Origin of the sequence: Mesorhizobium sp. M1142 (assembly GCF_040318565.1) — a bacterium.
Taxonomy (GTDB): Bacteria; Pseudomonadota; Alphaproteobacteria; order Rhizobiales; family Rhizobiaceae; genus Mesorhizobium.
On the sequence record NZ_JAMYMK010000018.1, the window covers coordinates 21,107 to 44,042 of the forward strand.

General features: G+C 62.6%; 20 protein-coding genes. 15 read left to right on the forward strand and 5 right to left on the reverse strand.

Annotated features, from left to right (window positions below):
* Positions 1 to 212: 212 nt before the first annotated feature.
* Positions 213 to 1,775, reverse strand: a complete 1,563-nt coding sequence (locus NKH42_RS24535) for a sigma-54-dependent transcriptional regulator (protein WP_352736986.1) — start codon at positions 1,773 to 1,775, stop codon at positions 213 to 215.
* Between the two features lie 152 nt (positions 1,776 to 1,927).
* On the opposite strand from NKH42_RS24535, the gene NKH42_RS24540 reads away from it, so the two are divergent.
* The 6 genes from NKH42_RS24540 (at position 1,928) to NKH42_RS24565 (ending at position 8,096) form a co-directional block, all read left to right on the forward strand.
* A complete protein-coding gene (locus NKH42_RS24540) occupies positions 1,928 to 3,763 on the forward strand; it encodes a M3 family oligoendopeptidase (protein WP_352688052.1) in 1,836 nt (611 codons plus the stop codon).
* A 391-nt stretch (positions 3,764 to 4,154) separates the two neighbouring features.
* The gene (locus NKH42_RS24545) at positions 4,155 to 4,943 is read left to right on the forward strand and encodes a helix-hairpin-helix domain-containing protein (protein ID WP_352688050.1); all 789 of its coding nucleotides are present in this window, start codon (positions 4,155 to 4,157) and stop codon (positions 4,941 to 4,943) included.
* Positions 4,944 to 5,099: 156 nt separating this feature from the next.
* Positions 5,100 to 6,245 carry an aminodeoxychorismate synthase component I gene (locus NKH42_RS24550; RefSeq protein WP_352506327.1) on the forward strand — a complete coding sequence of 382 codons (1,146 nt, stop codon included), beginning with the start codon at positions 5,100 to 5,102 and terminating at the stop codon, positions 6,243 to 6,245.
* Positions 6,194 to 6,856, forward strand: a complete 663-nt coding sequence (locus NKH42_RS24555; protein WP_352688048.1) for an aminotransferase class IV family protein — start codon at positions 6,194 to 6,196, stop codon at positions 6,854 to 6,856. Before NKH42_RS24550 ends, NKH42_RS24555 begins: the two co-directional genes overlap by 52 nt.
* Positions 6,857 to 6,873: 17 nt before the next feature.
* Positions 6,874 to 7,161, forward strand: a complete 288-nt coding sequence (locus tag NKH42_RS24560) for a YciI family protein (RefSeq protein ID WP_352688047.1) — start codon at positions 6,874 to 6,876, stop codon at positions 7,159 to 7,161.
* Positions 7,158 to 8,096 (forward strand): heme-dependent oxidative N-demethylase family protein, encoded by a 939-nt coding sequence (locus NKH42_RS24565; protein ID WP_352688045.1) that lies wholly within the window; start codon positions 7,158 to 7,160, stop codon positions 8,094 to 8,096. Before NKH42_RS24560 ends, NKH42_RS24565 begins: the two co-directional genes overlap by 4 nt.
* 122 nt (positions 8,097 to 8,218) lie before the next feature.
* On the opposite strand, the gene NKH42_RS24570 is transcribed toward NKH42_RS24565, so the two are convergent.
* Entirely contained in the window at positions 8,219 to 8,662 is a 444-nt protein-coding gene (locus NKH42_RS24570) for a hypothetical protein (RefSeq protein ID WP_352688043.1), read from the reverse strand.
* A 14-nt stretch (positions 8,663 to 8,676) separates the two neighbouring features.
* Positions 8,677 to 9,003 carry a MoaF-related domain-containing protein gene (locus NKH42_RS24575; protein WP_352752551.1) on the reverse strand — a complete coding sequence of 109 codons (327 nt, stop codon included), beginning with the start codon at positions 9,001 to 9,003 and terminating at the stop codon, positions 8,677 to 8,679.
* Positions 9,004 to 9,197: 194 nt separating this feature from the next.
* Between NKH42_RS24575 and NKH42_RS24580 the strand changes: the two genes are divergently transcribed.
* From NKH42_RS24580 to NKH42_RS24615, 8 genes are all read left to right on the forward strand, one after another.
* On the forward strand, positions 9,198 to 10,247 hold the full coding sequence (locus tag NKH42_RS24580) for a LacI family DNA-binding transcriptional regulator (RefSeq protein ID WP_352688039.1): 1,050 nt from the start codon (positions 9,198 to 9,200) through the stop codon (positions 10,245 to 10,247).
* 156 nt (positions 10,248 to 10,403) lie between these two features.
* Positions 10,404 to 11,642, forward strand: a complete 1,239-nt coding sequence (locus NKH42_RS24585) for a hypothetical protein (protein WP_352688037.1) — start codon at positions 10,404 to 10,406, stop codon at positions 11,640 to 11,642.
* Positions 11,643 to 11,764: 122 nt separating this feature from the next.
* On the forward strand, positions 11,765 to 13,210 hold the full coding sequence (locus NKH42_RS24590; RefSeq protein WP_352688036.1) for a homospermidine synthase: 1,446 nt from the start codon (positions 11,765 to 11,767) through the stop codon (positions 13,208 to 13,210).
* A 187-nt stretch (positions 13,211 to 13,397) separates the two neighbouring features.
* Positions 13,398 to 13,772 (forward strand): outer membrane lipoprotein Omp10, encoded by a 375-nt coding sequence (gene omp10, locus NKH42_RS24595; RefSeq protein ID WP_254817073.1) that lies wholly within the window; start codon positions 13,398 to 13,400, stop codon positions 13,770 to 13,772.
* A 290-nt stretch (positions 13,773 to 14,062) separates the two neighbouring features.
* Positions 14,063 to 16,189: a 5'-nucleotidase C-terminal domain-containing protein gene (locus tag NKH42_RS24600; RefSeq protein WP_352688035.1), complete on the forward strand. Its 2,127-nt coding sequence runs from the start codon at positions 14,063 to 14,065 to the stop codon at positions 16,187 to 16,189.
* Positions 16,190 to 16,339: 150 nt separating this feature from the next.
* On the forward strand, positions 16,340 to 17,404 hold the full coding sequence (hemH, locus tag NKH42_RS24605) for a ferrochelatase (RefSeq protein WP_352688034.1): 1,065 nt from the start codon (positions 16,340 to 16,342) through the stop codon (positions 17,402 to 17,404).
* Positions 17,405 to 17,535: 131 nt separating this feature from the next.
* On the forward strand, positions 17,536 to 18,483 hold the full coding sequence (locus NKH42_RS24610; protein ID WP_352688032.1) for an SPFH domain-containing protein: 948 nt from the start codon (positions 17,536 to 17,538) through the stop codon (positions 18,481 to 18,483).
* Positions 18,484 to 18,487: 4 nt separating this feature from the next.
* Entirely contained in the window at positions 18,488 to 18,952 is a 465-nt protein-coding gene (locus tag NKH42_RS24615; protein WP_352506338.1) for an NfeD family protein, read from the forward strand.
* A 13-nt stretch (positions 18,953 to 18,965) separates the two neighbouring features.
* Here the strand turns inward: NKH42_RS24615 and NKH42_RS24620 are convergent, their stop codons facing one another.
* Positions 18,966 to 19,967 (reverse strand): KpsF/GutQ family sugar-phosphate isomerase, encoded by a 1,002-nt coding sequence (locus NKH42_RS24620; RefSeq protein WP_254817072.1) that lies wholly within the window; start codon positions 19,965 to 19,967, stop codon positions 18,966 to 18,968.
* A gap of 150 nt (positions 19,968 to 20,117) precedes the next feature.
* On the opposite strand from NKH42_RS24620, the gene NKH42_RS24625 reads away from it, so the two are divergent.
* Positions 20,118 to 21,875 (forward strand): outer membrane beta-barrel protein, encoded by a 1,758-nt coding sequence (locus NKH42_RS24625; protein WP_352506339.1) that lies wholly within the window; start codon positions 20,118 to 20,120, stop codon positions 21,873 to 21,875.
* A 131-nt stretch (positions 21,876 to 22,006) separates the two neighbouring features.
* Here the strand turns inward: NKH42_RS24625 and galU are convergent, their stop codons facing one another.
* Entirely contained in the window at positions 22,007 to 22,912 is a 906-nt protein-coding gene (galU, locus tag NKH42_RS24630; protein WP_352506340.1) for a UTP--glucose-1-phosphate uridylyltransferase GalU, read from the reverse strand.
* Between the last annotated feature and the right edge of the window lie 24 nt (positions 22,913 to 22,936).

A 22,936-nucleotide genomic window follows, 5' to 3' on the forward strand; every position in this document is an offset into this window, starting at 1 on the left:
AGCCGAAATGCGGTAACACGGTGGCGATATCCCGCCAAAAATATTGCGCCGGATATCTTGGTAAACCGCTGGTTTAGATCATGTTTTGGCGCCAGCTCGAAACACGATCTGTTACCATCCGCCTTAATACGTGAACACTGTGGCGAACACATCATTTCGAGGCGCAGTTGCGTGGAATGATGTCCGGATGCGAACCGGCTTGGCCCTGTAACTCACGAAGCGAGCCGTTCGACGCGGCCGGTTTCCGGGTCGATGCCGTATTCCTTGAGCTTGCGGTAGAGCGTCGACCGACCGATGCCGAGGCGGCGGGCGACTTCGCTCATCTGGCCGTTGTAGTGATCGATGGCGAGCTTGATCATTTCGAGTTCGACGTCGGCCAGCGCACGCACATTGCCGCGCTCGTCGAGCGCCCGCAGCGTGCCGAAACGAGGCTTGGCCGGTGCATCGGCGTCGGCGGCTGCGATGCCGCCAGCGGCCGATATGTTATCACGCGGCAGGCTTCCCGAAGCCAACCCGGAAACTGGCCACCCTGAAGCTGGCCCCACTGAATTGGGCAAGGCGATACCCGAATCGAGATTGACCGTGCCCTCGACCTGCGCCCGGATCTGCGGGAATTCCTCTTCGGTCAGCATGTCGCCGTCGGCGAGCACCGAGGCCCGGAAGACGGCGTTTTCGAGCTGCCTTATGTTGCCCGGCCAGTCATAGGCCTGCAGCATGGCAAGCGCCGCAGCCGAGATGCCTCGCAGACGGTGGCGCGGATTGGCGGGCGCCACCTTCTCCATGAAGTGCTCCACCAGATAGGGGATGTCGTCGCGACGGTCGCGCAATGGCGGCACGAAGATTGGATAGACGTTCAGCCGATAGAACAGGTCCTCGCGGAACTTGCCGTCCTTGACCTGCTGCAGCAGGTTGCGATGGGTTGCCGAGATCAGCCTGATGTCGACCCTGACGGTCGAGCGCCCGCCAACCGGATCGACCTCGCCGTCTTGTACCGCGCGCAACAGCTTGACCTGCACGTCGAGCGGCAGGTCGCCGATTTCGTCAAGGAACAGCGTGCCGGTGTGCGCTTCGACGAACTTGCCGGTATGTTTTTCGGTGGCGCCGGTGAACGAGCCCCTCTCGTGCCCGAACAGAATCGATTCGACCAGATTGTCGGGGATGGCGCCGCAATTGACGGTGACGAAGGGTTTCGAGCGGCGGTCGCCGCTGCCCTGGATGGCGCGCGCCACCAGTTCCTTGCCGACGCCGGATTCACCTTCGATCAGGATCGGAATGTTGGACGCCGCCGCCTTGCGGCCGAGCCGAATCACCCGATCCATCGCCGGACTGTGGGTGATCATGTCCTTGAACGTCAGATGGCCGCCGCGCTGCCGGGACGAGCGCTTCACTTCGCCTTCGAGCGCTTCGACCTTGAGGGCGTTGCCGATCGACGCCTGCAGCCTGTCGGGGGAGGCCGGCTTGACGACGAAGTCGAAGGCGCCGTGACGCATTGCCGAAACGACGGTTTCGATGCCGCCCTGCGCGGTCTGCACGATGACGGGGATGTGGATGCCGCGCTCGCGCATCGCCTTCAGCACGCCGATGCCGTCGAGCCCAGGCATCATAAGGTCGAGGATGACCACCGACACGTCGCGCGCATTGGGTCCGTCGACAAACTCGAGACCCGCCTCGCCGCCATCGGCGACGATCGCGGTGTGGCCGAATTTCGTCACCGCCGCCTCGAGCAGCCGGCGCTGCACGGGATCGTCATCGACTATGAGTATGGAAGCTGCCATGACTGATCCGACCGTGCCCGCCCGAGAATGCGCCCTATGGATCATCTTGGCACAGGGTTCTAAATAAGCTTTCAAAAAACCCGGTGAACGAATTCCTTAGGATTTGACCGGCTTCTCGTTTCTTCGAATTTTTGTGTCTGGAAGGATCGGCAATGCGCATGGTTTTTGCTCGAAAGCTGGCGGCGGCGCCCGGTCAGGGCGTGGCGGAGCTTGGCGACCTGCCGGAATGGAATCTGGCCGATCTCTATTCGGGCATGGAAGCGCCCGAATTGAAGCGCGACATCGCCAAGGCCGCCGCCGATGCCATCGCCTTCGAGAGCCGTTGGAAAGGCACGCTCGCCGCCGAGGCCGGGCGTGGCAGCGCCGGCAGGCTTGGCGAGGCGCTTCAGGCCTATGAAGCGCTGGAGGAGCTGATCGGCCGCATCGTCTCCTATGCCGGGCTTGTCTATGCCGGCAACACGTCGGATCCGCAGCGAGCCAAGCTCTATGGCGATATCCAGGAAAAGATGACCGATGCCAGCGCGCACCTGCTGTTTTTCGCGCTCGAGCTGAACCTCATCGACGATGGCGCGATCGAAACCGCACTCGCCGCCGATCCGGCCTTCGCCCATTACCGGCCCTGGGTGCTCGATCTGCGCAAGGACAAGCCCTATCAGCTCGAAGACCGCATCGAGCAGCTCTTCCATGAAAAATCGATTACCGGGCGCGGGGCCTGGAACCGCCTGTTCGACGAGACGATGACCGATTTGCGCTTCGACGTCGACGGCGAGGAGCTGACGCTGGAGCCGGCGCTCAATCGCCTGCAGGACGCAGACAGCGAGGTGCGCCGCCGGGCGTCCGAGGCGCTGGCCACGACCTTCCGCAAGAATTTGCGCGTCTTTACGCTGGTCACCAACACGCTGGCCAAGGACAAGGAGATTTCTGACCGCTGGCGCGGCTTCGAGGATATTGCCGATTCCCGCCATCTCGCCAACCGCGTCGAACGCAGCGTGGTGGATGCACTCGCCGCCGCGGTTCGCGACGCCTATCCGCGCCTGTCGCATCGCTATTATGCGATGAAGGCGCGCTGGCTCGGCATGGAGGTGATGAACCACTGGGACCGCAATGCGCCCCTGCCGGAGACCCCGCAGGCGGTCATCGGCTGGGACGAGGCCAAGAACACCGTGCTTTCCGCCTACCAGCGCTTTTCGCCCGACATGGCGGAGATCGCCAGAACTTTCTTCGACCGCAACTGGATCGATGCACCGGTGAGACCCGGCAAGTCGCCTGGCGCCTTCGCGCATCCGACCGTGCCTTCGGCGCATCCCTATGTGCTGCTCAACTACATGGGCAAGCCGCGCGACGTGATGACGCTGGCGCACGAGCTCGGCCACGGCGTGCACCAGGTGCTGGCCGGCGGCCAGGGCGCCTTGATGGCGTCGACGCCGCTGACGCTGGCCGAAACGGCATCGGTGTTCGGCGAGATGCTGACCTTCCGCTCGCTGCTCGAGCAGACCACCGACAAGCGCGAACGCAAGGCCATGCTCGCCCAGAAGGTCGAGGACATGATCAACACCGTCGTGCGCCAGATCGCCTTCTACGAGTTCGAGCGCAAGGTGCATGCCGAGCGCAAGAGCGGCGAATTGACCTCCGACAAGCTCGGCCAGTTCTGGCTGGAAGTGCAGGCGGAAAGCCTCGGGCCGGCGATCAAGCTGCGCGAGGGGTACGAGGTTTTCTGGACCTATATTCCGCATTTCATCCACTCGCCTTTCTACGTCTATGCCTATGCATTCGGCGATTGCCTGGTGAACTCGCTCTACGCGGTCTACCAGAACGCCGAGCGCGGTTTTCAGGAGAAATATTTTGCCATGCTGCGCGCCGGCGGCACCAAGCATCATTCCGAGCTTCTGGCGCCGTTCGGCCTCGACGCGGCCGACCCTGCCTTCTGGCAAATCGGGCTTGGCGTGATCAGCGGACTGATCGACGAGCTGGAAGCACTGGACAATTGATGCGCAACACTGGGTGATGCGCAACACCGGATGACCGGGTTTTCCAGAACAGTTTAGCTGCAATGCATATTGGCGGTGGTTCTATTCTTGTCTTGGTTATTTGTTCTTAAATAACTTTCCATGGAAGTTTTCCGTTAGATTCCCGTAAGCTGTATGATAGCGTCCGCCCTCAAGCTCAGCCGGGCACGAATGGGCCTGGTCGGAAAGTCCCGACCGGTCATGGCGTGTCGGCGGATGCGACAATGGCTGTTGGCCAGGGGCAAACCGGTCGCCGACAGCTCGATCGAAGCCGGCTGTTCTGCAAATTGCGGAACCACCATCGAATGGTCCTTCGCCGAGGTCATGGCTCTACAGGCCAGGGCGGACGGATGGGACTGGAGAGAGAAAGACAATGGGCACTTTTTTCTACATGCTCCTGGCGTTCCTGGTAGGTGTGTTGGTTGGCTGGTTCATTTGGGGACGCCTGCGTGGCGAGCTCGACAGTTTGCGCGGCGATCTAGACCGCACGCGCAGCGAACGTGACAGATTGCGGGCCGATAGCGACCGTCTGACCGGTGAGTTGGATGCATGCGGCCGCGCCCGCGCCGATCTCGAACGCCGGCTGGGCGAGGCGAAAACCACCCAGGCGCCAACCGCGAAGGCGGCAACAGCCAAGGCGCCAGCCGCCAGGACCGGCGCGATCAAAGCCGCGATGCAGGCGCCGTCAACCCTGATGTCGACATCCGCACCGGCCAAACCGGCGCCGAAGAAATCTGCAACGGCGAAGGCCGCCACCGCGCCACGCGCAAGTGCCGCGAAAACGGCAACGCAGAAACCGCCTGTATCGAAGGCGAGCGCCGCGCCCAGGACCGCGCCGGCGGCAAGCAAGGCTGCGCCAATTGCAAAGAAAGCCGCGACCGGCAAGGCAACAGCCACCGCGGCAGGCAAAGCCAACGATCTGCGTCGCCTGCTCGGCATCGGCCCCACCAACGAGCGGCTGCTCAAAGGGCTTGGCGTCACGACCTATGCCCAGATCGCCGCCTGGACGCCCGACGATGTCAAGCGGATCGAGGCGACGTTGAATTTCGACGGCCGCATCGAACGTGAACGCTGGATCGAGCAGGCGAAACTGCTTGCCGCCGGTGACGAGAAGGAATTTGCGCGCCGCTTCCCGACCGCGGGGGAAGCCAGCAACACCTGACCCATCGCGAGGTGGCATTTTGGAACAAGGCGGCGCCCACTGGCGCCGCATTTGTTTTTGCCCCGCGCCTTTGCGTCTTGAGACGCCGCTCCCTCGATTGCACACGGTCGAGCCCCCATATAGATCGATCGCTGGTGACCGCAGCATTCGAGCCTTATGCCCCTGCCCTTTGCAATTTTCCGGAACGACGAGACCGCGCGTCAGCTCGTTTTCGACCGGCCGGCCGAGATAATCGCAGCGCATGGCGAGGCGGACTTTTTGCCGGTCCTGGAAGCAGCGCAGGCAGCACATGACGGCGGCAAATGGCTGGCCGGCTATTTCTCCTATGAGGCCGGTTACCTGCTCGAACCCAAGCTCGTTCCGCTGCTGCCGGCCGGCCGCCGCGCCCCGCTTTTCTGCCTCGGCGTGTTCGATGCGCCAGCCGAAGAGACGATCGCGCCAGGCGATCTGCCGGCCAGCAACGGCCCAATCTTCGACGCTAAGGCAGCCTGGTCTTCGGATGACTACGCCAAACGCTTTGCCAGCCTGCATGACCATATCCGCAAGGGCGACTGCTACCAGGGCAATCTGACCTTTCCGGTCCACGCACAATGGTCGGGCGATCCACTGGTCGCCTTCAACGCGCTGACTGAACGCCAGCCGGTGAAGTATGGGGCGCTGGTCGCGCTCGGCGATCCGATCGTCTTGTCGCGTTCGCCCGAACTGTTCTTCGAGGTCGACGCGGAAGGCATGATCGAGACGCATCCGATGAAGGGCACCGCGCCGCGCGGCGCAACAAAAGCCGAGGACGATCGCCTGAAAGCGTTCTTGCGCAACGACGAGAAGAACCAGGCCGAGAACCGGATGATTGTCGATCTCCTGCGCAACGACATCTCACTGATCAGCGAGGTTGGCACGCTCGATGTGCCGGAGCTTTTCCGCATCGAGAGCTACCCGACCGTCCACCAGATGGTGAGCCGCGTGCGGGCGAAACTCTTGCCCGGCCTTACCATCCGCCAGATTTTCGCCGCGCTGTTCCCCTGCGGTTCGATCACCGGCGCGCCGAAGATCCGCGCCATGGAGATCCTGCGCGAGCTGGAAGCTGGCCCGCGCGATGTCTACTGCGGCGCCATAGGCTGGATCGCGCCCGGCGGCCGGATGCGCTTTTCGGTGGCGATCCGCACCATCTCGCTCTTTGCCGATGGCGAGGCGGTCTACAATGTCGGCGGTGGCGTCGTCTTCGATTCGACAGCCGAAGAGGAGTACCAGGAGTGTCTGCTGAAAGCCCGTTTCGCGACGGGAACACTGCCGATTTCGAACTGATCGAAACAATGCGCTGGGAACCCGGCTCGGGTTTCCTCCGTTTAGACCGCCATCTCGCGCGGCTCTACGGCTCGGCAAACGAACTCGGCTTCGCCTGCGATCCGCAACGGGTCGGCGAAGCGCTGATGAATGCGGTCGGCCGCCAGCACATCGCGTTGCGCACCCGCCTCGTCCTGTCGCGCAATGGCGAAGCAGCGGTTTCGGTGCAGCCCTACGAGCCGCTCGCCGCAGACAAGGTCTGGACCCTGCAGCTGGCACGGGTGCGGCTTGATTCGAGCGACACGCTGCTGCGTCACAAGACCAGCCGCCGACAAACCTATACGCGCGCCCGCGCCGAATATCTGGCCGGCCGGGCCGACGAGGTGCTGCTCGCCAATGAGCGCGGCGAAATCTGCGAGGGCACGATCACCAACGTCTTTGCCGATTTCGGCGGCGGCGTGCTGGCCACGCCGCGGCTCGATTGCGGCCTGCTGGCTGGCGTCCTGCGCGGCGAACTGCTGGATCAAGGCCGCGCCGGTGAAGCGGTCTACACGTGGAACGAACTGAAATCGGCCAAGGCGCTGTTCGTCGGCAACTCGCTGCGCGGATTGATCCCGGCGCGGCTGGGCTGAAGCATCGGGAGACAACAATGTTCGTGGTTTCGCTGAACTACAAGGTGCCGCTGACCGAGATCGACCGTCTGCAGCAAGCGCATGTCGAGTGGCTGAAGGCCTGCTATACGCAAGGTATCTTTGTCGCCTCCGGGCCAAAGCGGCCAAGGACCGGCGGCATCATCATCGCGCGCGGTCCACGCGAAGTGCTCGATGCCAGACTGGCGGACGATCCCTTCGCCAAGGCAGGTGCCGCCGACTACGAAATCACCGAATTCACGGCGAGAATGGCCGCCGCCGCACTGGAAGTCTACAAAGAAGCATGAGTTTCCGCCCACCGACCCACACACCCTATGACGGCTCGTCGAAACTGTTCACCATCGGGCTGAAGCCGCTCAATCTCGATAGCTGGATCGAGGTCGACGAATATCTGCTGCCCTATCTTGCCAAGAAACGCCGGCTTTACACGGAAATTCCCGACAAGGTTTTTGTCGAGGAGCAAGCAACGCGCGACGCCCAGCGCGAAGTACTCGATCTGCTCGGTGTGCATCTGGCGGCGAACTTTCCTGAGACCCACAGGCGTACCGACAATGCGATCGAGGTGATCGACGGCATCGACAATCTCGAGGGCTCAGGCACCTCAGCTTCTTTCAGCGATGCGCCGCTTGTCGCGGCCTCGTTGCTCGTCCAGGAGGATTTGATCCTGATGCGCCGCGACGAGAGCGGCTGGCGTCTGGCGGCCGGCTCGCTCTGCTTCCCGTCGTCCTGGTCGCTGATCGAAAAATTCGGCAAGCCGCTGCAGCAGATCCACGCGCCGGTACCGGGTTTCGGTCCAGGCACACGCCCGGCCGATCTCATCAACCGCATGTTCGATGGCCTCCAGGGCCAAGCCGTCGAGCGCTACAACTGGTCGATCCAGGCGGGCGACGCACTCTACCATCCGCTCTCCAACATCGAACGCATCGACCGCGCCAGCAATCGCCCGTCGAGATTCCCGGACGGCGACATCGACGCTCATGCTTTCATCCGCGTCGAGCGTCAGACGCTGAGAAAGCTCCCGGTCTCGGGCGACATACTCTTCACCATCCGCATTCATCTCGACCCGCTCGCCGTGCTGGAGCGCCTCCGCGACCGCGCGGCGCTCGCAGCGTCCTTTGCCGAACAACTTCTGGCGCTGGACGAGGCACAGCTCGACTACAAGGGGATGACCGCCGACCGTGACCGGTTGGTCGAGCGGCTCGGGGCGCTGGCGCTGTCCTAGTACTACAGTTGCTAGAGCAGTTCGTCGTTTCACGGAAGCGCCGAACCGCTCTATCTCTTTGTCCTTGCTTGTTCTTGCGCAATTCCGGACGGAAAACCGTTTCACACTTTTCCTGGGATTCCCTAAATCGCAGCCACGCCCAGCAGCAGGATCGCGGACATCGCGGTAAAGACTGTGACGTTGACATCCCACCGCCAGCCCGCCGGTCCAAACGGCGGCCGGAACGGCAGATAGCCGTTCTCGTCATACAGCACGCCGCCGTAGATCGGCCGCGAGAGCATGGCCGCGAAGAATGCTCCATACATGGCCGCGGCCAATCCGCCCGCGAGATAGAGCCGCTCGGCTTCGAGTTGCCCCTTGATCCAGATGAGTCCGAGCGCAATCAGCGCCACTCCGGTATAGCTCAACACCTGCCAGACGACGTGAAACCGGGCGTGGGGAGTCCAGAGCGGGTTGGTGGCGTGGGTGGCGTTCAAGTCGGCTTTGATCATCACCACACCGTAGCCCACGGTCGCGACACTCAGCAGAATTCGAGCAAGCAGATGACTGTCGTAAGCGAGTTCCATCGCATTTTCCTCCCTTATGCAGGAACGACTTGAATGGCGCCCTGGGCACAGAAGAGCTGCCCATCGGCCAGCCGCGCATAATTATGAACGATCCCCTCCTCGTGGTCCTGCAACTGCACAATGAAGTTGCCGCTTTTCTCCGTCCAGCTCGCGAGCACGAGATTCTGGCGTACGCTGGTCAGGCCGACATTGACCACCTCGTCGATTTCGGTGGTCCCGATCGACGCCTGGATGTGCAATTCCTGCGCCGAGAGAAACGTCAGCCGCGGCACGAAGGGGCCGAAAACGCAGTCGAAAGTCTTGCCGACGAGCGAGGCTGGAAAAACATTGGTTTCTGCCATCATCCTCTCCTTGGGCATGGCCGCTGCGGCCACGCCATTTGACGATTCTCAATGTCTTAGTCGCAGAAACACTTCGAATATGTGCTCTTGGAGCGCTCCAAGAGACACGATCCACCTATTTCGGTTTGGAGTCAATAAAATTCTTGGAGCGCTCCAAAAAATGGTCTACCTCAGGGAAAACGAGTGAATCGCCAATGCCCACCCTAGCCGATGTCGGCAAGGCTGCCGGAGTTTCCCGGGGGACTGTCTCCAACGTCTTCAACCGGCCGGAGCTGGTCAGGCCTGAATTGCGCGAGCGCGTCGAAGCGGCCGCGCGAGCGCTCGGGTTTGGCGGCCCCGATCCGAAAGGACGATTGCTGCGGGACGGCAAGTTCAATGCCATCGGGTTCATGCCGCCTGGCGCCTATGCCATCTCCGAAGTGATGAGAAGCCCATACGGCCGCGAGCTGGTGCTCGGCGTTTCGCTCGCCTGCGACGAGGCTGGAACGACGCTCAGCCTTGTAAACGGCACCGACAACACGCGCTTCGCCAGCATCCGCGATGCCCTGGTTGACGGCTTTATCCTTGGTCACAGCGCCGACATTGGTCTCATAGTTTCGGTCCAGAGACGCCGTCTGCCCTTCGTCATTCTCGAAAGCGACGCAGGTCCCGATATCAACTCGATAAAGATCGACGGCCGGAGCGGCGCGGTTGCTGCAGTCCGGCATTTGACCGGGCTGGGGCACCGGCATTTTGCCATCCTTTCGGTGCGCCGGACTCCCGGCCCGCCGATTGTCCACATGCCCGGACACGCAACGCGCCCGCTTCTGGCCGGCTTCCCGCTCGACGATGAAAGGCTCGACGGTTTCAAACAGGGTTTGGCGGAGGCGAATTTGTCAATCGATAATGTCCCGATCATCGAGACGATCCCAGGCGAGCCGTCTGCCGGAGCAGTGGTGTTCGACAGGGTGCCTGAAGCAACCGCGATCCTGACCATGTCGGACTGGCAGGCGATCACGATATTGGACGAGGCGGTTCGCCGCGGCATAGACGTGCCGGGCCACGTATCGGTCGTCGGCTTTGACGGCACCGCTGAATCCGCACGCACCACGCCTCCGATGACTACTGTCGCGCAAGACGTGATCGGAAAAGGCAGGCTTGCCGCCCGAATGGTTCTTGACAATGAAGCCCCCCGCCAGGTCGTTCTGCCGGTAGAACTGGTGGTTCGAGCCTCCACAGCCGCGCCGAGGACAAAAATCCGCTGAAACGGGCGGATGCGGCATCCGCACCAGGGGCGGCGTCGCAGCTTTTTTTCGCTGAGCAGCGTCTGGTGCTGGACGAGGCACAACTTGACTAAAAGGGCCTGACAGCCGACCGTGACTACTGGCGGACGACAACTCTAACTTGTGGCTTGGGGAGCAATGATCCAGCATCTTAGCAGGCCGGTCACGTTCATGGCCGCGATCCTGGTACTGTCGACAGCAGCCGAGGCAGAGCCGGTGACTTATGCCGGCAAGCTTGGAAAGAGCGATATCGTCGTCGAATTCACCGACGACCCCGCGGCGCCCGGCAGCCCGCTGGCCGGCCGCTATTTCTACCGCTCGAAGGGCGTCGACATCCCGCTGCAGGCCCGGTCCCAAAAGGGCAGCAGGTTCGAACTGGCCGAGGAGGAGGCATGCGGCGCCGACAATTGCGATGACGGAAAGGCCGCGCCGATTGCCGCCGTGTGGCGCCTGGCCTCGTCCAGTAACGGCAAGACCCTTGAAGGCAGTTGGAACGGAAAGAGGGCGCTGCCGCTCAGATTGGAGCGGGTCGCAAGTCGGCAGGTGACCGGGAACGAGCCCGGCAGCCCGCTCGATCTCTACGATTTCAGCTTCATGAAGTTCTTCGCCAATGACACGCCGATCACCATGGAGACGTCCCCGTATGACTATCTGCGGCTGAACACTCAGCTTGATAACGGCAAGACGACTGGCTGGCCGGACGCGACCTACCGCTATGTCGTCGACCCCCGCACCAAATTCGCCACGCCGCGCATTGTCGAACTGTCCGGCAACGTTCCGATCGAGGCCGCGAATGCTCTGCTGCAAGACAGGCACTGGCGCGCAAACATCGGCGCACTGGGCTGCGTGGCGGCGCAATATGCCGGTTTCAACGAAGGCGGGCCGATTGACGGCGTGAACGACGGCACGCTCGGAGGCTATGCGGACAGCACATTCGAAGTGAGCTCGCTGACGCCGCTGCTGATGAGCTGGCGGGAGTCCGGCAGCATCTTCTGCGGCGGAGCGCATCCGACCAACTATTCGGACGCCTACATCATGGATGTGCGGCGCGGCGTCCTGCTTGGCCTTCAGGACATTTTCTCGGATACGGTGGATGGCAAGCCCGGTCCTTCCCTCGTCTCCTTGGTCAAGCAGCGGCGCAAGAAACCGACCGACCAGACCGATATTGATCACGAAGCCGAATGCGGTATGGACGATCTCATCGGCGAATATTTGGCGGTCAGCCTCTGGCGTGAGGGCGACAAGCAGGTTCTGGTGTTCGGGCTCCAGACCCTACCGCATGCCATCCAGGCCTGCGCCGACGATCTGCTTGAACTGCCGGTCTCCGAGGCACATGCCCTCTTCAAGCCTGAATTCGCAAGACAGGTCGAGCCGTAGCCGGGATGGCGCGGCGTGAGGCCGGCCGTCCGCTTTTCGCTTTATTGTGACAATGATCTATGGTTTGTCGCGCCGCGGCCAAGCCGCTGTTCCGAAGCGTTTTTTGAGGGAGTAATCGATAAATGGCGAATGAAAACTGGCCCGTTTACGGTGAGATCACCGGCCCTGTCGTGATGATCGGCTTCGGCTCGATCGGACGGGGAACGCTGCCGCTGATCGAGCGCCATTTCAAATTCGACAAGTCGCGCATGACCGTCATCGACCCGCGCGACGGCGACCGCAAATTGCTCGACGAGCGCGGCATCACTTTCATGCAGGATGCAGTGACCAAGAAGAACTACAAGAAGCTGCTGACGCCGCTTTTGACCAATGGCGGCGGCCAGGGCTTCTGTGTCAACCTGTCGGTCGACACTTCCTCGCTCGAGTTGATGAAGCTCTGCCGCAAGCTTGGCGTCCTCTACATCGACACGGTGGTCGAGCCCTGGCTCGGCTTTTATTTCGACGAAAAGGCCGACAACGCCTCACGCACCAATTATGCGCTGCGCGAAACGGTGCGTACCGAAATCGCGAAGAACCCGGGCGGGACCACGGCGATCTCATGCTGCGGCGCCAATCCCGGCATGGTCTCGTGGTTCGTCAAGCAGGCACTGGTCAACCTCGCCACAGATCTTGGCCTCGACTTCGCGGAACCCGCGCAGCACGATCGCGAAGGCTGGGCCAAGCTGATGAAGAAGGCCGGCGTCAAGGGCATCCATATCGCCGAGCGCGACACCCAGCGCACCAAGAAACCCAAGCCGATGAACGTGTTCTGGAACACCTGGTCGGTCGAAGGCTTCATTTCGGAAGGCCTGCAGCCGGCCGAGCTCGGTTGGGGCACGCACGAGGCGTGGATGCCGAAGAACGCCAAAAAGCACAAGAACGGCTCGAAGGCCGCTATCTTTCTGGAGCAGCCCGGCGCCAACACGCGCGTGCGCACATGGTGCCCGACGGCCGGTCCGCAATACGGCTTCCTGGTGACGCATAATGAGGCGATTTCGATTGCCGATTTCTTCACCTTGCATGGCAAGAAGGGCAAGGTGCAGTACCGGCCGACCTGCCATTACGCCTATCATCCCTGCAACGACGCCGTGCTGTCGCTGCACGAGATGTTCGGTGCCGCCGGCAAGGCTCAGCCCGTGCATCACGTGCTCGACGAAAACGAATTGGTCGATGGCATCGACGAACTCGGCGTGCTGCTCTACGGCCACGCCAAGAACGCCTACTGGTACGGCTCGCAGCTGTCGCTGGCCGAGGCGCGCAAGCTGGCGCCCTATCAGAACGCCACCGGCATGCAGGTCACGTCGGCGGTGCTGGCGGGCATGGTCTGGGCGCTGGAAAATCCGGAGGCCGGCATCGTCGAAGCCGACGAGATGGATTACAAGCGCTGCCTCGACGTGCAGAACCCCTATCTGGGGCCGGTCAGGAGCTATTATACGGACTGGACACCGCTCGACAATCGGCCTGGTCTGTTTCCCGAGGACCTCGACACCAAAGACCCGTGGCAATTCCGCAACATCCTCGTTCGATAGCAGCGTTGCCTCGACACTCCGCCAGCTTGCAATCGCCCGGAAATCGGGCGATTGAAGAGGGGCGGCCTAGAGCGACGTGCGTCCATTTGGACGCACAAAGTACGCTCCAGCACTTTGAATGTGCGCATCGTGCTTTCCGAAAATCGGATCGATTTTCGAGCCGATGCGAGAGGAGAGGATCTTGATGATGACGATTGCGCAAAGACTGCTTTCGGCTGGCATTGCCGCGGCCGCTGCCGTCACGTTGGCGGCCTGCACCACCACCGGCCCGGGCGAGCCACCGGTGATCACCGCCAAAGGGGTCGAAGGCTCCTGGATCGACGCGCAGGGCACCGGCTTATCCACCTTCAAGGGCGGCAGCTTCGCGACCGTCGCCACCGATACCGGTCAGAAGCTTGCCGATGGCAGCTACACCATGACCGGCGGCACCTCGGTCGAGATCCATGGCACTTCGCTGATCCGCCAGACGCCGATCAGCTTCAACTGCTTGATGGTCTCGACCAGCCAGCTCAATTGCACCAGCGCGAGCGGACAGAATTTTGTGCTGACCAGGCGCACCTGAAGTTCGATTCCGAATTGACTTTGCACAAGGCGGCGGCTTCAAGCCGCCGTTTTCTTGCGCCGGCAAAGCTGATGCCGATTTCCGCTTGCATCGACTGAAACGCGATGTGAACATGGCCCGAGAGGCTGTTACATCCAAGTCAAACAAGAGCGTTAAACGCGTCTGCGCATGACCCCGAAAATCGGAGTCGATTTTCGGAAAGGATCATGCGCAAAATAAAAATGGTACAGCGTCCTTTGCGCGTCCCAAATGACGCGCGGCGCTGTACTCGAGTCATCCGGGAGACGAGAATGAAGAAGATCGCTGCCATCGCCGCGCTGTCGGCATCGGCGCTTGGCCTGTCGGCAGGGGCATCCTTTGCCGACTACACGCTGAACATCCTGCACATCAACGACTGGCACAGCCGCATCGAGAGCAACAACAAGTACGAATCGACCTGCTCGGCCGAGGAGGAGACCAAGGGTGAATGCGTCGGCGGCGCCGCCCGCCTCGTCACAGCGATCGCGCAGGAGCGCAAGAAGCTGGAAGGCCAGAACGTGCTGCTGCTCAGCGCCGGCGACAATTTCCAGGGCTCACTCTTCTACACGACCTACAAGGGCAAGACAGAAGGCGAATTCCTCAACCAGATGAAGTTCGATGCCGAGGCTCTCGGCAACCATGAGTTCGACGATGGCGAGTCGGCGCTGGCGCCGTTTCTCGACATGATCCAGTTTCCGGTGCTCGGCGCCAACGTGAAGGCCAATGCGCAATCCAAGCTCGGCGACCGCGTCAAGCCATCGATCGTGGTCGAGGTCGGCGGCCAGAAGATCGGCATCGTCGGTGCGGTCACCAACGACACGCCGGAGCTTGCCTCGCCTGGCCCGAACATCGCCATCGAAGACGACGTCAAGTCGATCACCGCCGAGGTCGAGAAACTGAAGGGAGAGGGCGTCAACAAAATCATCGCGGTCACCCATATCGGCTACAAGCGCGAGCGCGACGTGATCGCCAAGATCCCGGGCGTCGACGTGGTGGTCGGCGGCCACAGCCATTCGCTGCTCTCCAACACCGACCCCAAGGCGGAAGGCCCTTATCCGACGATGGTCGACAATCCGGACGGCTACAAAGTGCCGGTCGTCCAGGCGGCGTCCTATTCGAAATATCTCGGCGAGCTCAAGGTCGTGTTCGACGACAACGGCGTTGTCAAAGAGGCGAGCGGCGATCCCATACATCTCGACAAATCGATCACGCCCGACCCCGCCGTGCTTGCCCGCATCAAGGAACTCGGCGCGCCGATCGAGGCTTTGAAGAACAAGGAAGTCGCCGAGACCACCAAGGCGATCGACGGCAGTCGGGAAAACTGCCGCGCCCGCGAATGCGAGATGGGCAATCTGGTCTCCGACGCCGTCCTCGACCGGGTCAGGGGCCAGGGTGTCGAGATCGTCATCTCGAATGGCGGCGGCTTGCGCGCCTCGATCGACCAGGGCACCGTCACTATGGGTGAGATTCTCACCGTTCTGCCGTTTCAGAACACGCTGGCGACCTTCCATATCTCCGGCAAGGATCTGGTTGCCGGCCTCGAAAGCGGCCTCAGCCAGGTCGAGGACGGCGCCGGGCGCTTCCCGCAGGTTGCCGGCCTGAAATATGCGTTCGACAGATCGGCACCGCCTAACGGACGCGTCAAATCGGTCGAGGTCATGGAAGGCGGCGTCTGGACGCCGATCAAGCCGGACAAGGATTACCTTGTCGCCACCAACAACTATGTCCGCCAGGGCGGCGACGGCTATAAGGTGTTCGCCGAGAAGGCCAAGAACGCCTATGATTACGGCCCCGGGCTGGAACAGGTCGTCGCCGACTACCTCGGCGCGCACCGGCCCTATACGCCCAAGCTCGACGGCCGCATCACCGAGATCGCCGCGACCGTGACCCCGGCCGCGGAACCGGCCAAGCCTGCCGAACCGCCAAAACCTGCTGAGGCTGCGCCGGTAAAGCCTGCTGAACCGGCAATGCCCGAAATGCCGGCCGGCTCAGGCGACATTTCCAAGACACCGCCGGCCGTCCCGGCGGAAACCGCGCCGGCGGCACCCGCACCCGCCGAGCCGGCCCAGCCGGCGGCACCTGCGGCTCCGGTCACACCGGCTCCGGCGACCCCTGCTCCGGCCGAGCCCGCCGAGACAGCGCCGGCCCCGAGTCAGCCGGCCCCAAGTGAACCGGCGCCAACCGAGCCGGCAAAACCTGCCGAGCCCGCCAAGCCGGCTGAGCCGGCACCGGCCGAAGGCAGCCATGTAATCGTCGCCGGCGATACCTACTGGGATCTCGCGGTGAAGGCCTATGGCGACGGCACCAAATGGAAAATGATTTCCGATGCCAACAAAGCCTACGAGCCACGCCGGCTGCCGGTCGGCGCAACTTTGACGATCCCGGCGGCGTCGAAGTAATCCGGCCGCAGGAACGCAATGCACCCGCCCGGCAGACCGGGCGGGTGTTGCATTTCTGGGATAAGGTGCGGCCAGACGCAGCATTTGAAAACCGGCGCGGCATCGCTAATTTCGCCGCGGCACCGTTGGTTCGCGGTGTTGGAGAACCTCATGACGCTTGCCAACCCTGCTGAAATCAAAGCCGAGAAGACCGCCGCCTCGCCGTCGGCAGGGCGCCCTCCGGTCAGGACCGGCAAGGTCGGTGTCATGCTGATCAATCTCGGCACCCCCGACGGCACCGGCTTCAAGCCGATGTGGCGCTACCTCCGGGAGTTTCTGTCCGATCCACGCGTCATCGAGCTAAACAAGGCGATCTGGTATCCGATCCTCTACGGCGTGGTCCTCACCACCCGGCCGAAGAAGTCGGGCGCCAACTATGCCAGGATATGGAACCGGGAGCGCAACGAGTCGCCGCTGCGCACCTACACCCGCGCCCAGGCCGAGAAGCTCGGGCTCGCGCTCGGCGACCTACCCAATGTCGTTGTCGACTGGGCGATGCGCTACGGCAACCCTTCGACCGCGAGCGTGGCCGAGAGACTGGTCGAGCAAGGCTGCGACCGCATCCTGTCTTTCCCGCTCTATCCGCAATATTCGGCGACGACGACTGCGACTGCCAACGACCAGCTGTTTCGCGCGCTAATGAAGATGCGCCGCGCCCCGGCCATTCGCAGCGTGCCGCCCTATTACAACGAGCCGGCCTATATCGAGGCGCTCGCCCGTTCGATCGAAAAGCATCTGGCGAGCCTCGACTTCGAACCGGAAATTGTCATCGCTTCCTATCACGGCATTCCGAAACCCTATTCCGACAAGGGCGATCCCTACCAAGCCCATTGCCTCGAGACGACGCGGCTGCTGCGCGAAAAGCTCGGCTGGGATGAAAAGAAGCTGATCACCACCTTTCAGTCGCGCTTCGGCGCGCAGGAATGGCTGCAGCCCTACACCGACAAGACGGTCGAAAGACTAGGGCGCGAAGGCGTGAAATCGATCGCCATCGTCAACCCGGGCTTTTCCGTCGACTGCATCGAGACGCTGGACGAGATCGGCAGGGAAGCGGCCGAGACCTTCCACCATGCCGGCGGTGAAAAGTTCACACACATCCCTTGCCTCAACGACAGTGCCGAGGGCATGGCGGTGATCGAGGCAATGGTACGGCGCGAGCTGTCCGGCTGGGCCTGAACAGATCACCCGTCTATTCACCGGCAATCCATAATCACCTGATTGTAACGTTGCTAAAACACACTTAAGTGTTTGATCAAGCCGGCCGCGTGGAACTGTCCGGCATGGCCGGCCTTTGAGGGGAGAGCCAAATGGGTTTCAGTGGTTTCGATATCGCGCTTCTTGTTCTTGTCGCCCTTGTCGTGCTGGTGCTTTTCAAAGGCATCCGGACAATTCCGCAAGGCTATAATTATACCGTCGAACGCTTCGGCCGTTACACCAAGACATTGAGCCCGGGCCTCAACCTCATCGTGCCCTTCGTCGATCGTATCGGCGCCAAGATGAACATGATGGAGCAGGTGCTCGACGTCCCGACGCAGGAGATCATCACGCGCGACAACGCCACCGTTGCCGTCGACGGCGTCGCCTTTTATCAGGTGCTCAACGCGGCGCAGGCCGCCTACCAGGTCGCCGGCCTGCAGAACGCTATCCTCAATTTGACGATGACCAACATCCGCACCGTCATGGGCTCGATGGACCTCGACGAGCTGTTGTCGAACCGGGACGCCATCAACGAGCGCCTGCTGCGCGTCGTCGACGAGGCCGCGCATCCCTGGGGCATCAAGATCACCCGTGTCGAGATCAAGGACATCAACCCGCCGGCCAATCTCGTCGAATCGATGGGCCGCCAGATGATGGCCGAGCGCAATAAGCGCGCCCAGATCCTCGCCGCCGAGGGCCTCAAGCAGTCGCAGATTCTGGAGGCCGAGGGGCGCAAGGAAGCCGCCTTCCGCGACGCCGAGGCGCGCGAGCGATCGGCCGAGGCTGAAGCACGCGCCACGCAGGTGGTGTCGGAGGCGATTTCCAAGGGTGACGTGCAGGCGCTCAACTACTTCGTCGCGCTGAAATACACGGAAGCGCTGACCAGGATCGGCTCCGCGACAAACAGTAAACTCGTGCTGATGCCGATAGAGGCTTCCTCACTGATCGGCACGCTTGGCGGCATTGGCGAAATCGCCAGGGAAGTTTTCAAGGGCGAAGGCACCGCCGGTCCAGCACGACAGGCCCGCCCGCCCGTGGTTCGTCCCAGCGAGACCTGAGGCCATGTTCGACCGCATTGTTTCCGAACTCGGCCCGTGGAGCTGGATGGTCCTCGGCCTCATCCTGCTGGTGATGGAGGTCATCGCGCCCGGCATTTTCATGCTGTGGATCGGCATTGCCGCGCTGTTGATCGGCGTCGTCTCGCTGCTCATCTGGGACGCCGGTTTCTGGACCTGGCAGGTCCAGGTCGTCGCCTTCCTCGTGCTGTCGCTGGTCTCGGCTTATGTCGGCAAGCGGCTGGTGGGCGGACGCCACGATGAGACCGACCAGCCTCTGCTCAACCGCCGCGGCGCACAGATGGTCGGCCGGACGGCGACCCTTGCCGAGCCGATCAAGAATGGGCGCGGCCGCATCAAGCTGGGCGACACGTTGTGGCGTGTCTCCGGCCCCGACCTCCCGGCCGGCACGCAGGTGCGCGTGACGGGTGCCGCTGATACCGATCTGGAACTGACGGTCGAGGCGGTCTAGAAAACTCGCCAGACTAGGCAGCACCGATACGCAGCAGGTCGTGCAGATGGACGAGCCCGATCGGCCGCCTGCCTTCGACCACCATCAGGCTGGTAATGGCCGAGTCGTTGATCGTCTGCAGCGCCGTCGCCACCAGCGTGTCGGGCGCGGCCATTTTTGGCTCTCTGGTCATCACCTGATCGACGCTCATGGCCAAGAGATCGCTGCCGATATGGCGCCTGATGTCGCCATCGGTGATGATGCCGATCAGCTTGCCGTCCGCCGCAGTCACCGCCACGCAGCCAAACCCCTTGCGCGACAATTCGAGGATTGCCTCGCGCATGCCGGTGCCGGACGACACCAGCGGCAGCCTGTCACCGACATGCATGATCTCGCGGATCTGAGTCAGGTTGGCTCCGAGCTGGCCGCCGGGATGGAACGTGCGGAAATGGTCCGGGGTGAAGCCGCGTGCCTCGAGCAGCGCGATGGCCAGCGCATCGCCCATCACCATTTGCAGCAGCGTCGAGGTCGTCGGCGCAAGGCCGTGCGGGCAGGCTTCCGGTGCTCGCGGCAGCAGAAGCACCACGTCGGCCGCACGCGCCAGCGCCGATTTTTCGCCCGCGGTGACCGCGACCAGCGGGATCGAGAAGCGCCTCGAATAGGCGATGATGCCCTTGAGCTCGAGGCTTTCCCCCGACCACGACAGGGCGATGATGGCGTCGTTCCTGGCGATCATGCCGAGGTCGCCGTGATTGGCTTCGGCAGGGTGAACGAAGAAGGCCGGCGTGCCGGTCGAGGCGAGCGTTGCGGCAATCTTCGAGCCGATATGGCCGCTTTTGCCGACCCCGGTGACGATGACGCGGCCATCGATCTGCGACACCATGTCGACGGCCCGTGCGAACGGCTCGGCCAGCCCGTTTTCGAGCGCGTCGGCCAATGCCGCGACGCCGGCCTGCTCTGTCGCCACCGTTCTCAGCGCCGAGGCAATCGCGGCCTGCCCGTCGTGCCGCTTCCTGTCTGGGGATTTCACGTCCATGGACGATGCGATTAGCGCTTCGGCACGCGCCTGTCCAACGGAATTGCCGCTCCGAACACCCTGACGGGCCATCCCTCAACGCTCCGTTAACCATCCCCATTTACGGTTTCGTAAGTATGGCGCGCGTGCGCCGCGCAAGCAGTGGTGCCGATGTCCGGGTTTCAGCCTCAAAACAAAATGGGACGAAAGGGCAAGGCGGTTCGCGCATTGCTGCTGGCAACCACTGTCTTTGCGTTGTCGCGTCCGACACTGCTTTGCGCCCAGGAAACCGAGCTGCGCGGCGAGGTTTCGGATTCGCCAAACCTGGACGACCAGCAGTACAAGATCAGGCAAACGAGCATGGCTGGAACCCAAGCCGCCCAGGCGGCTGCAACCCCCAACGACAATACGCCGCTGCCTACCTATCGTCCGACCAGCCAGGGGGCGTTGCCTGACGACGGCACGGGCGAAGCGGCCGCAACCGGCGGCACTTTCGATCCGCCGGCGGCCAGCGGCGACCCATTTCCCGACAACCCAGCTCCGCCGCCGCGACGGCGGCCAAGCGCGACGCGCGCCGCCAACGCCGCCAACGCCGAAGCCGAGACCACGGACAGCCATACGAGCAAGAGAACCGCGACTGCAGCGACGACCAAGGACACCGATACCGCCGCCATAGACGAGCAGGATACGGCTAACCGCCGTGCGGTGACCATCGATTCCGCCGAAAGGCTCAGGCTCGACCCCGGCGCCGAGCGCACCGAAGCCATCGAAGGCCAGAACAAAAAGAACGAGGACGACCCGTTCGCCGCCACCGGCATCAAGCTCGGCTCGTTCGTGATCCGGCCGACGCTCGAGCAAGGCCTGACGTCTTCGACAAACGCCGATTCGAGCAGCCTCGGCAAGCCGGCCCTGCTGTCGGAAACGACGCTGCGCTTCAACGCCGTCTCCGATTGGCAGGAGAATTCAGCGACGGTTGAGGGCTATGGCATCTTCCGCGAAACCTTGTCCGGCTATGACATTCACGAGGCGCAAGGCCACGTCGACGGCACACTCAACATCGATCTCGACAATGATCTGCGCGCCATCGCCAAGCTGGGCTATGAGGCCGTGCCCGAATCGGCCTCGGCGCCGGACGCAGTCGTCGGCGCCGTTGGCCAGCCGGTGCGCCAGACAGTGAACGGCAGTCTCGCCGTCGAGAAGGATGCCGGCAAGATGCGCTTCGCGCTGACCGGCGCGGTCGAGCACGACATCTTTGGCGACGCTAAGCTTTCGTCGGGCGGATCACTGTCGCAGAAGGGCCGCGACTCGACGCTCTACACGGCCATTTTGCGCACTGGTTACGAGATCTCGCCTGCCATCACGCCGTTCACCGAAATCGAGATCGGCCGGCGCGCTTATGATTTGCGCGTCGATCCAAACGGCTTCCAGCGCTCCTCGACCAGGCTTGGCGCACGGGCCGGCGTCGAGCTCGATCTCCGCGAGAAGCTTACCGGCGAGTTCTCGGTCGGATGGCTGCGCGAAGCCATCGACGACGACGCCCTGCCGGCGATTTCGGGCGCGACGGTCAATGCCGATCTCAAATGGTCGCCGGAACGCGGCACCACGATCGGGCTCACCGCACAGACGACCGCCGAGAACACGACGAATGCGGGCGAAAGCGGCTCCATGCTCTATTCCGGCAGCCTCACGGGCGAGCGGCAGATCCGCGCCAACCTGACCGGAAATGCCGCTCTCGGCCTTGAATGGCGCGACTATACCGGCTCCGACGATCATGATTTGACGCTGAGCGCCGAGGCAGGGCTGACGTGGTGGCTGAACCGCTACACCGGGCTAACCACCCGCGCCAGGACTGAAAAACTGACCAGCAACCTGGTTGGGCGCGACTACACGGCCAATAGCATTTTCGTTGGCGTGAAGTTGCAGCGCTAAATGCATGTCGCGCAAAGGTGTGCAGCGGTTTTGCGATAACGACTGGCATAAAACAAGAGCCTAAGCGCGTCGCATGAGGCCGATCGAACGCGGCGCGCTTTTGCCGACCAGCGCGGCAACCGGTGCTGACACTATAAGGCTAGGCCGCGGCGCTCTGACGGCGCGAGTTCGTCGAGAAGTGTGCGAATGACACCGGCCATGCTTGCATTCATGTCGCTGCGCCACAGCGCGAAGGCAACGTTGGCCTCGACGAAGCCTTCGGGCGAGCCGCAGTCGAACGTGCGCCCGCGATAATGATAGCCGTAGAAGGGCTGTTGTTTCTGCAGTTTCAGCATTGCATCGGTGAGCTGGATCTCGTTGCCGGCGCCTTTTTCCTGGCCTTCGAGTATCTTGAATATCTCAGGCTGCAGGATGTAGCGTCCGTTGATGTAGAGGTTCGACGGCGCCGTGCCGGTCTTCGGCTTTTCCACCATGCCGGTGATGCGGAAACCGTGATGTGCGTCATCGCCGCGGCCGACAATGCCGTATTTGTGCGCCTCGGCCGGATCGCATTCCTGCACGGCGACGATGTTGTTGCCGGTCTCGGCGTAAAGCTCGACCATATCCTTCATGCAGCTTTTTTCCGACTGCATGATCATGTCGGGTAACAGCAGCGCAAAGGGCTCGTCGCCGACAAGCTCGCGCGCGCACCAGACGGCGTGACCAAGGCCGAGTGGTACCTGCTGGCGGGTGAAGCTGGTCTGCCCCGGCGCCGGCTGCAGCCGCTGCAGGCGGGCGAGCTGGTCGTCCTTGCCGCGCTGCGCAAGCGTGTCGTAGAGCTCGAACTGGACATCGAAGTGATCCTCGATGACCGCCTTGTTGCGGCCGGTCACGAAGATGAAATGCTCGATCCCGGCATCGCGCGCCTCATCGACCACATACTGGATGACCGGCCTGTCGACGACCGTCAGCATTTCCTTGGGAATGGCCTTGGTAGCAGGGAGAAAGCGCGTGCCGAGACCGGCAACCGGGAACACTGCCTTGCGAACTCTCTTCATGTGCCAATTATCCATTTGCATGCC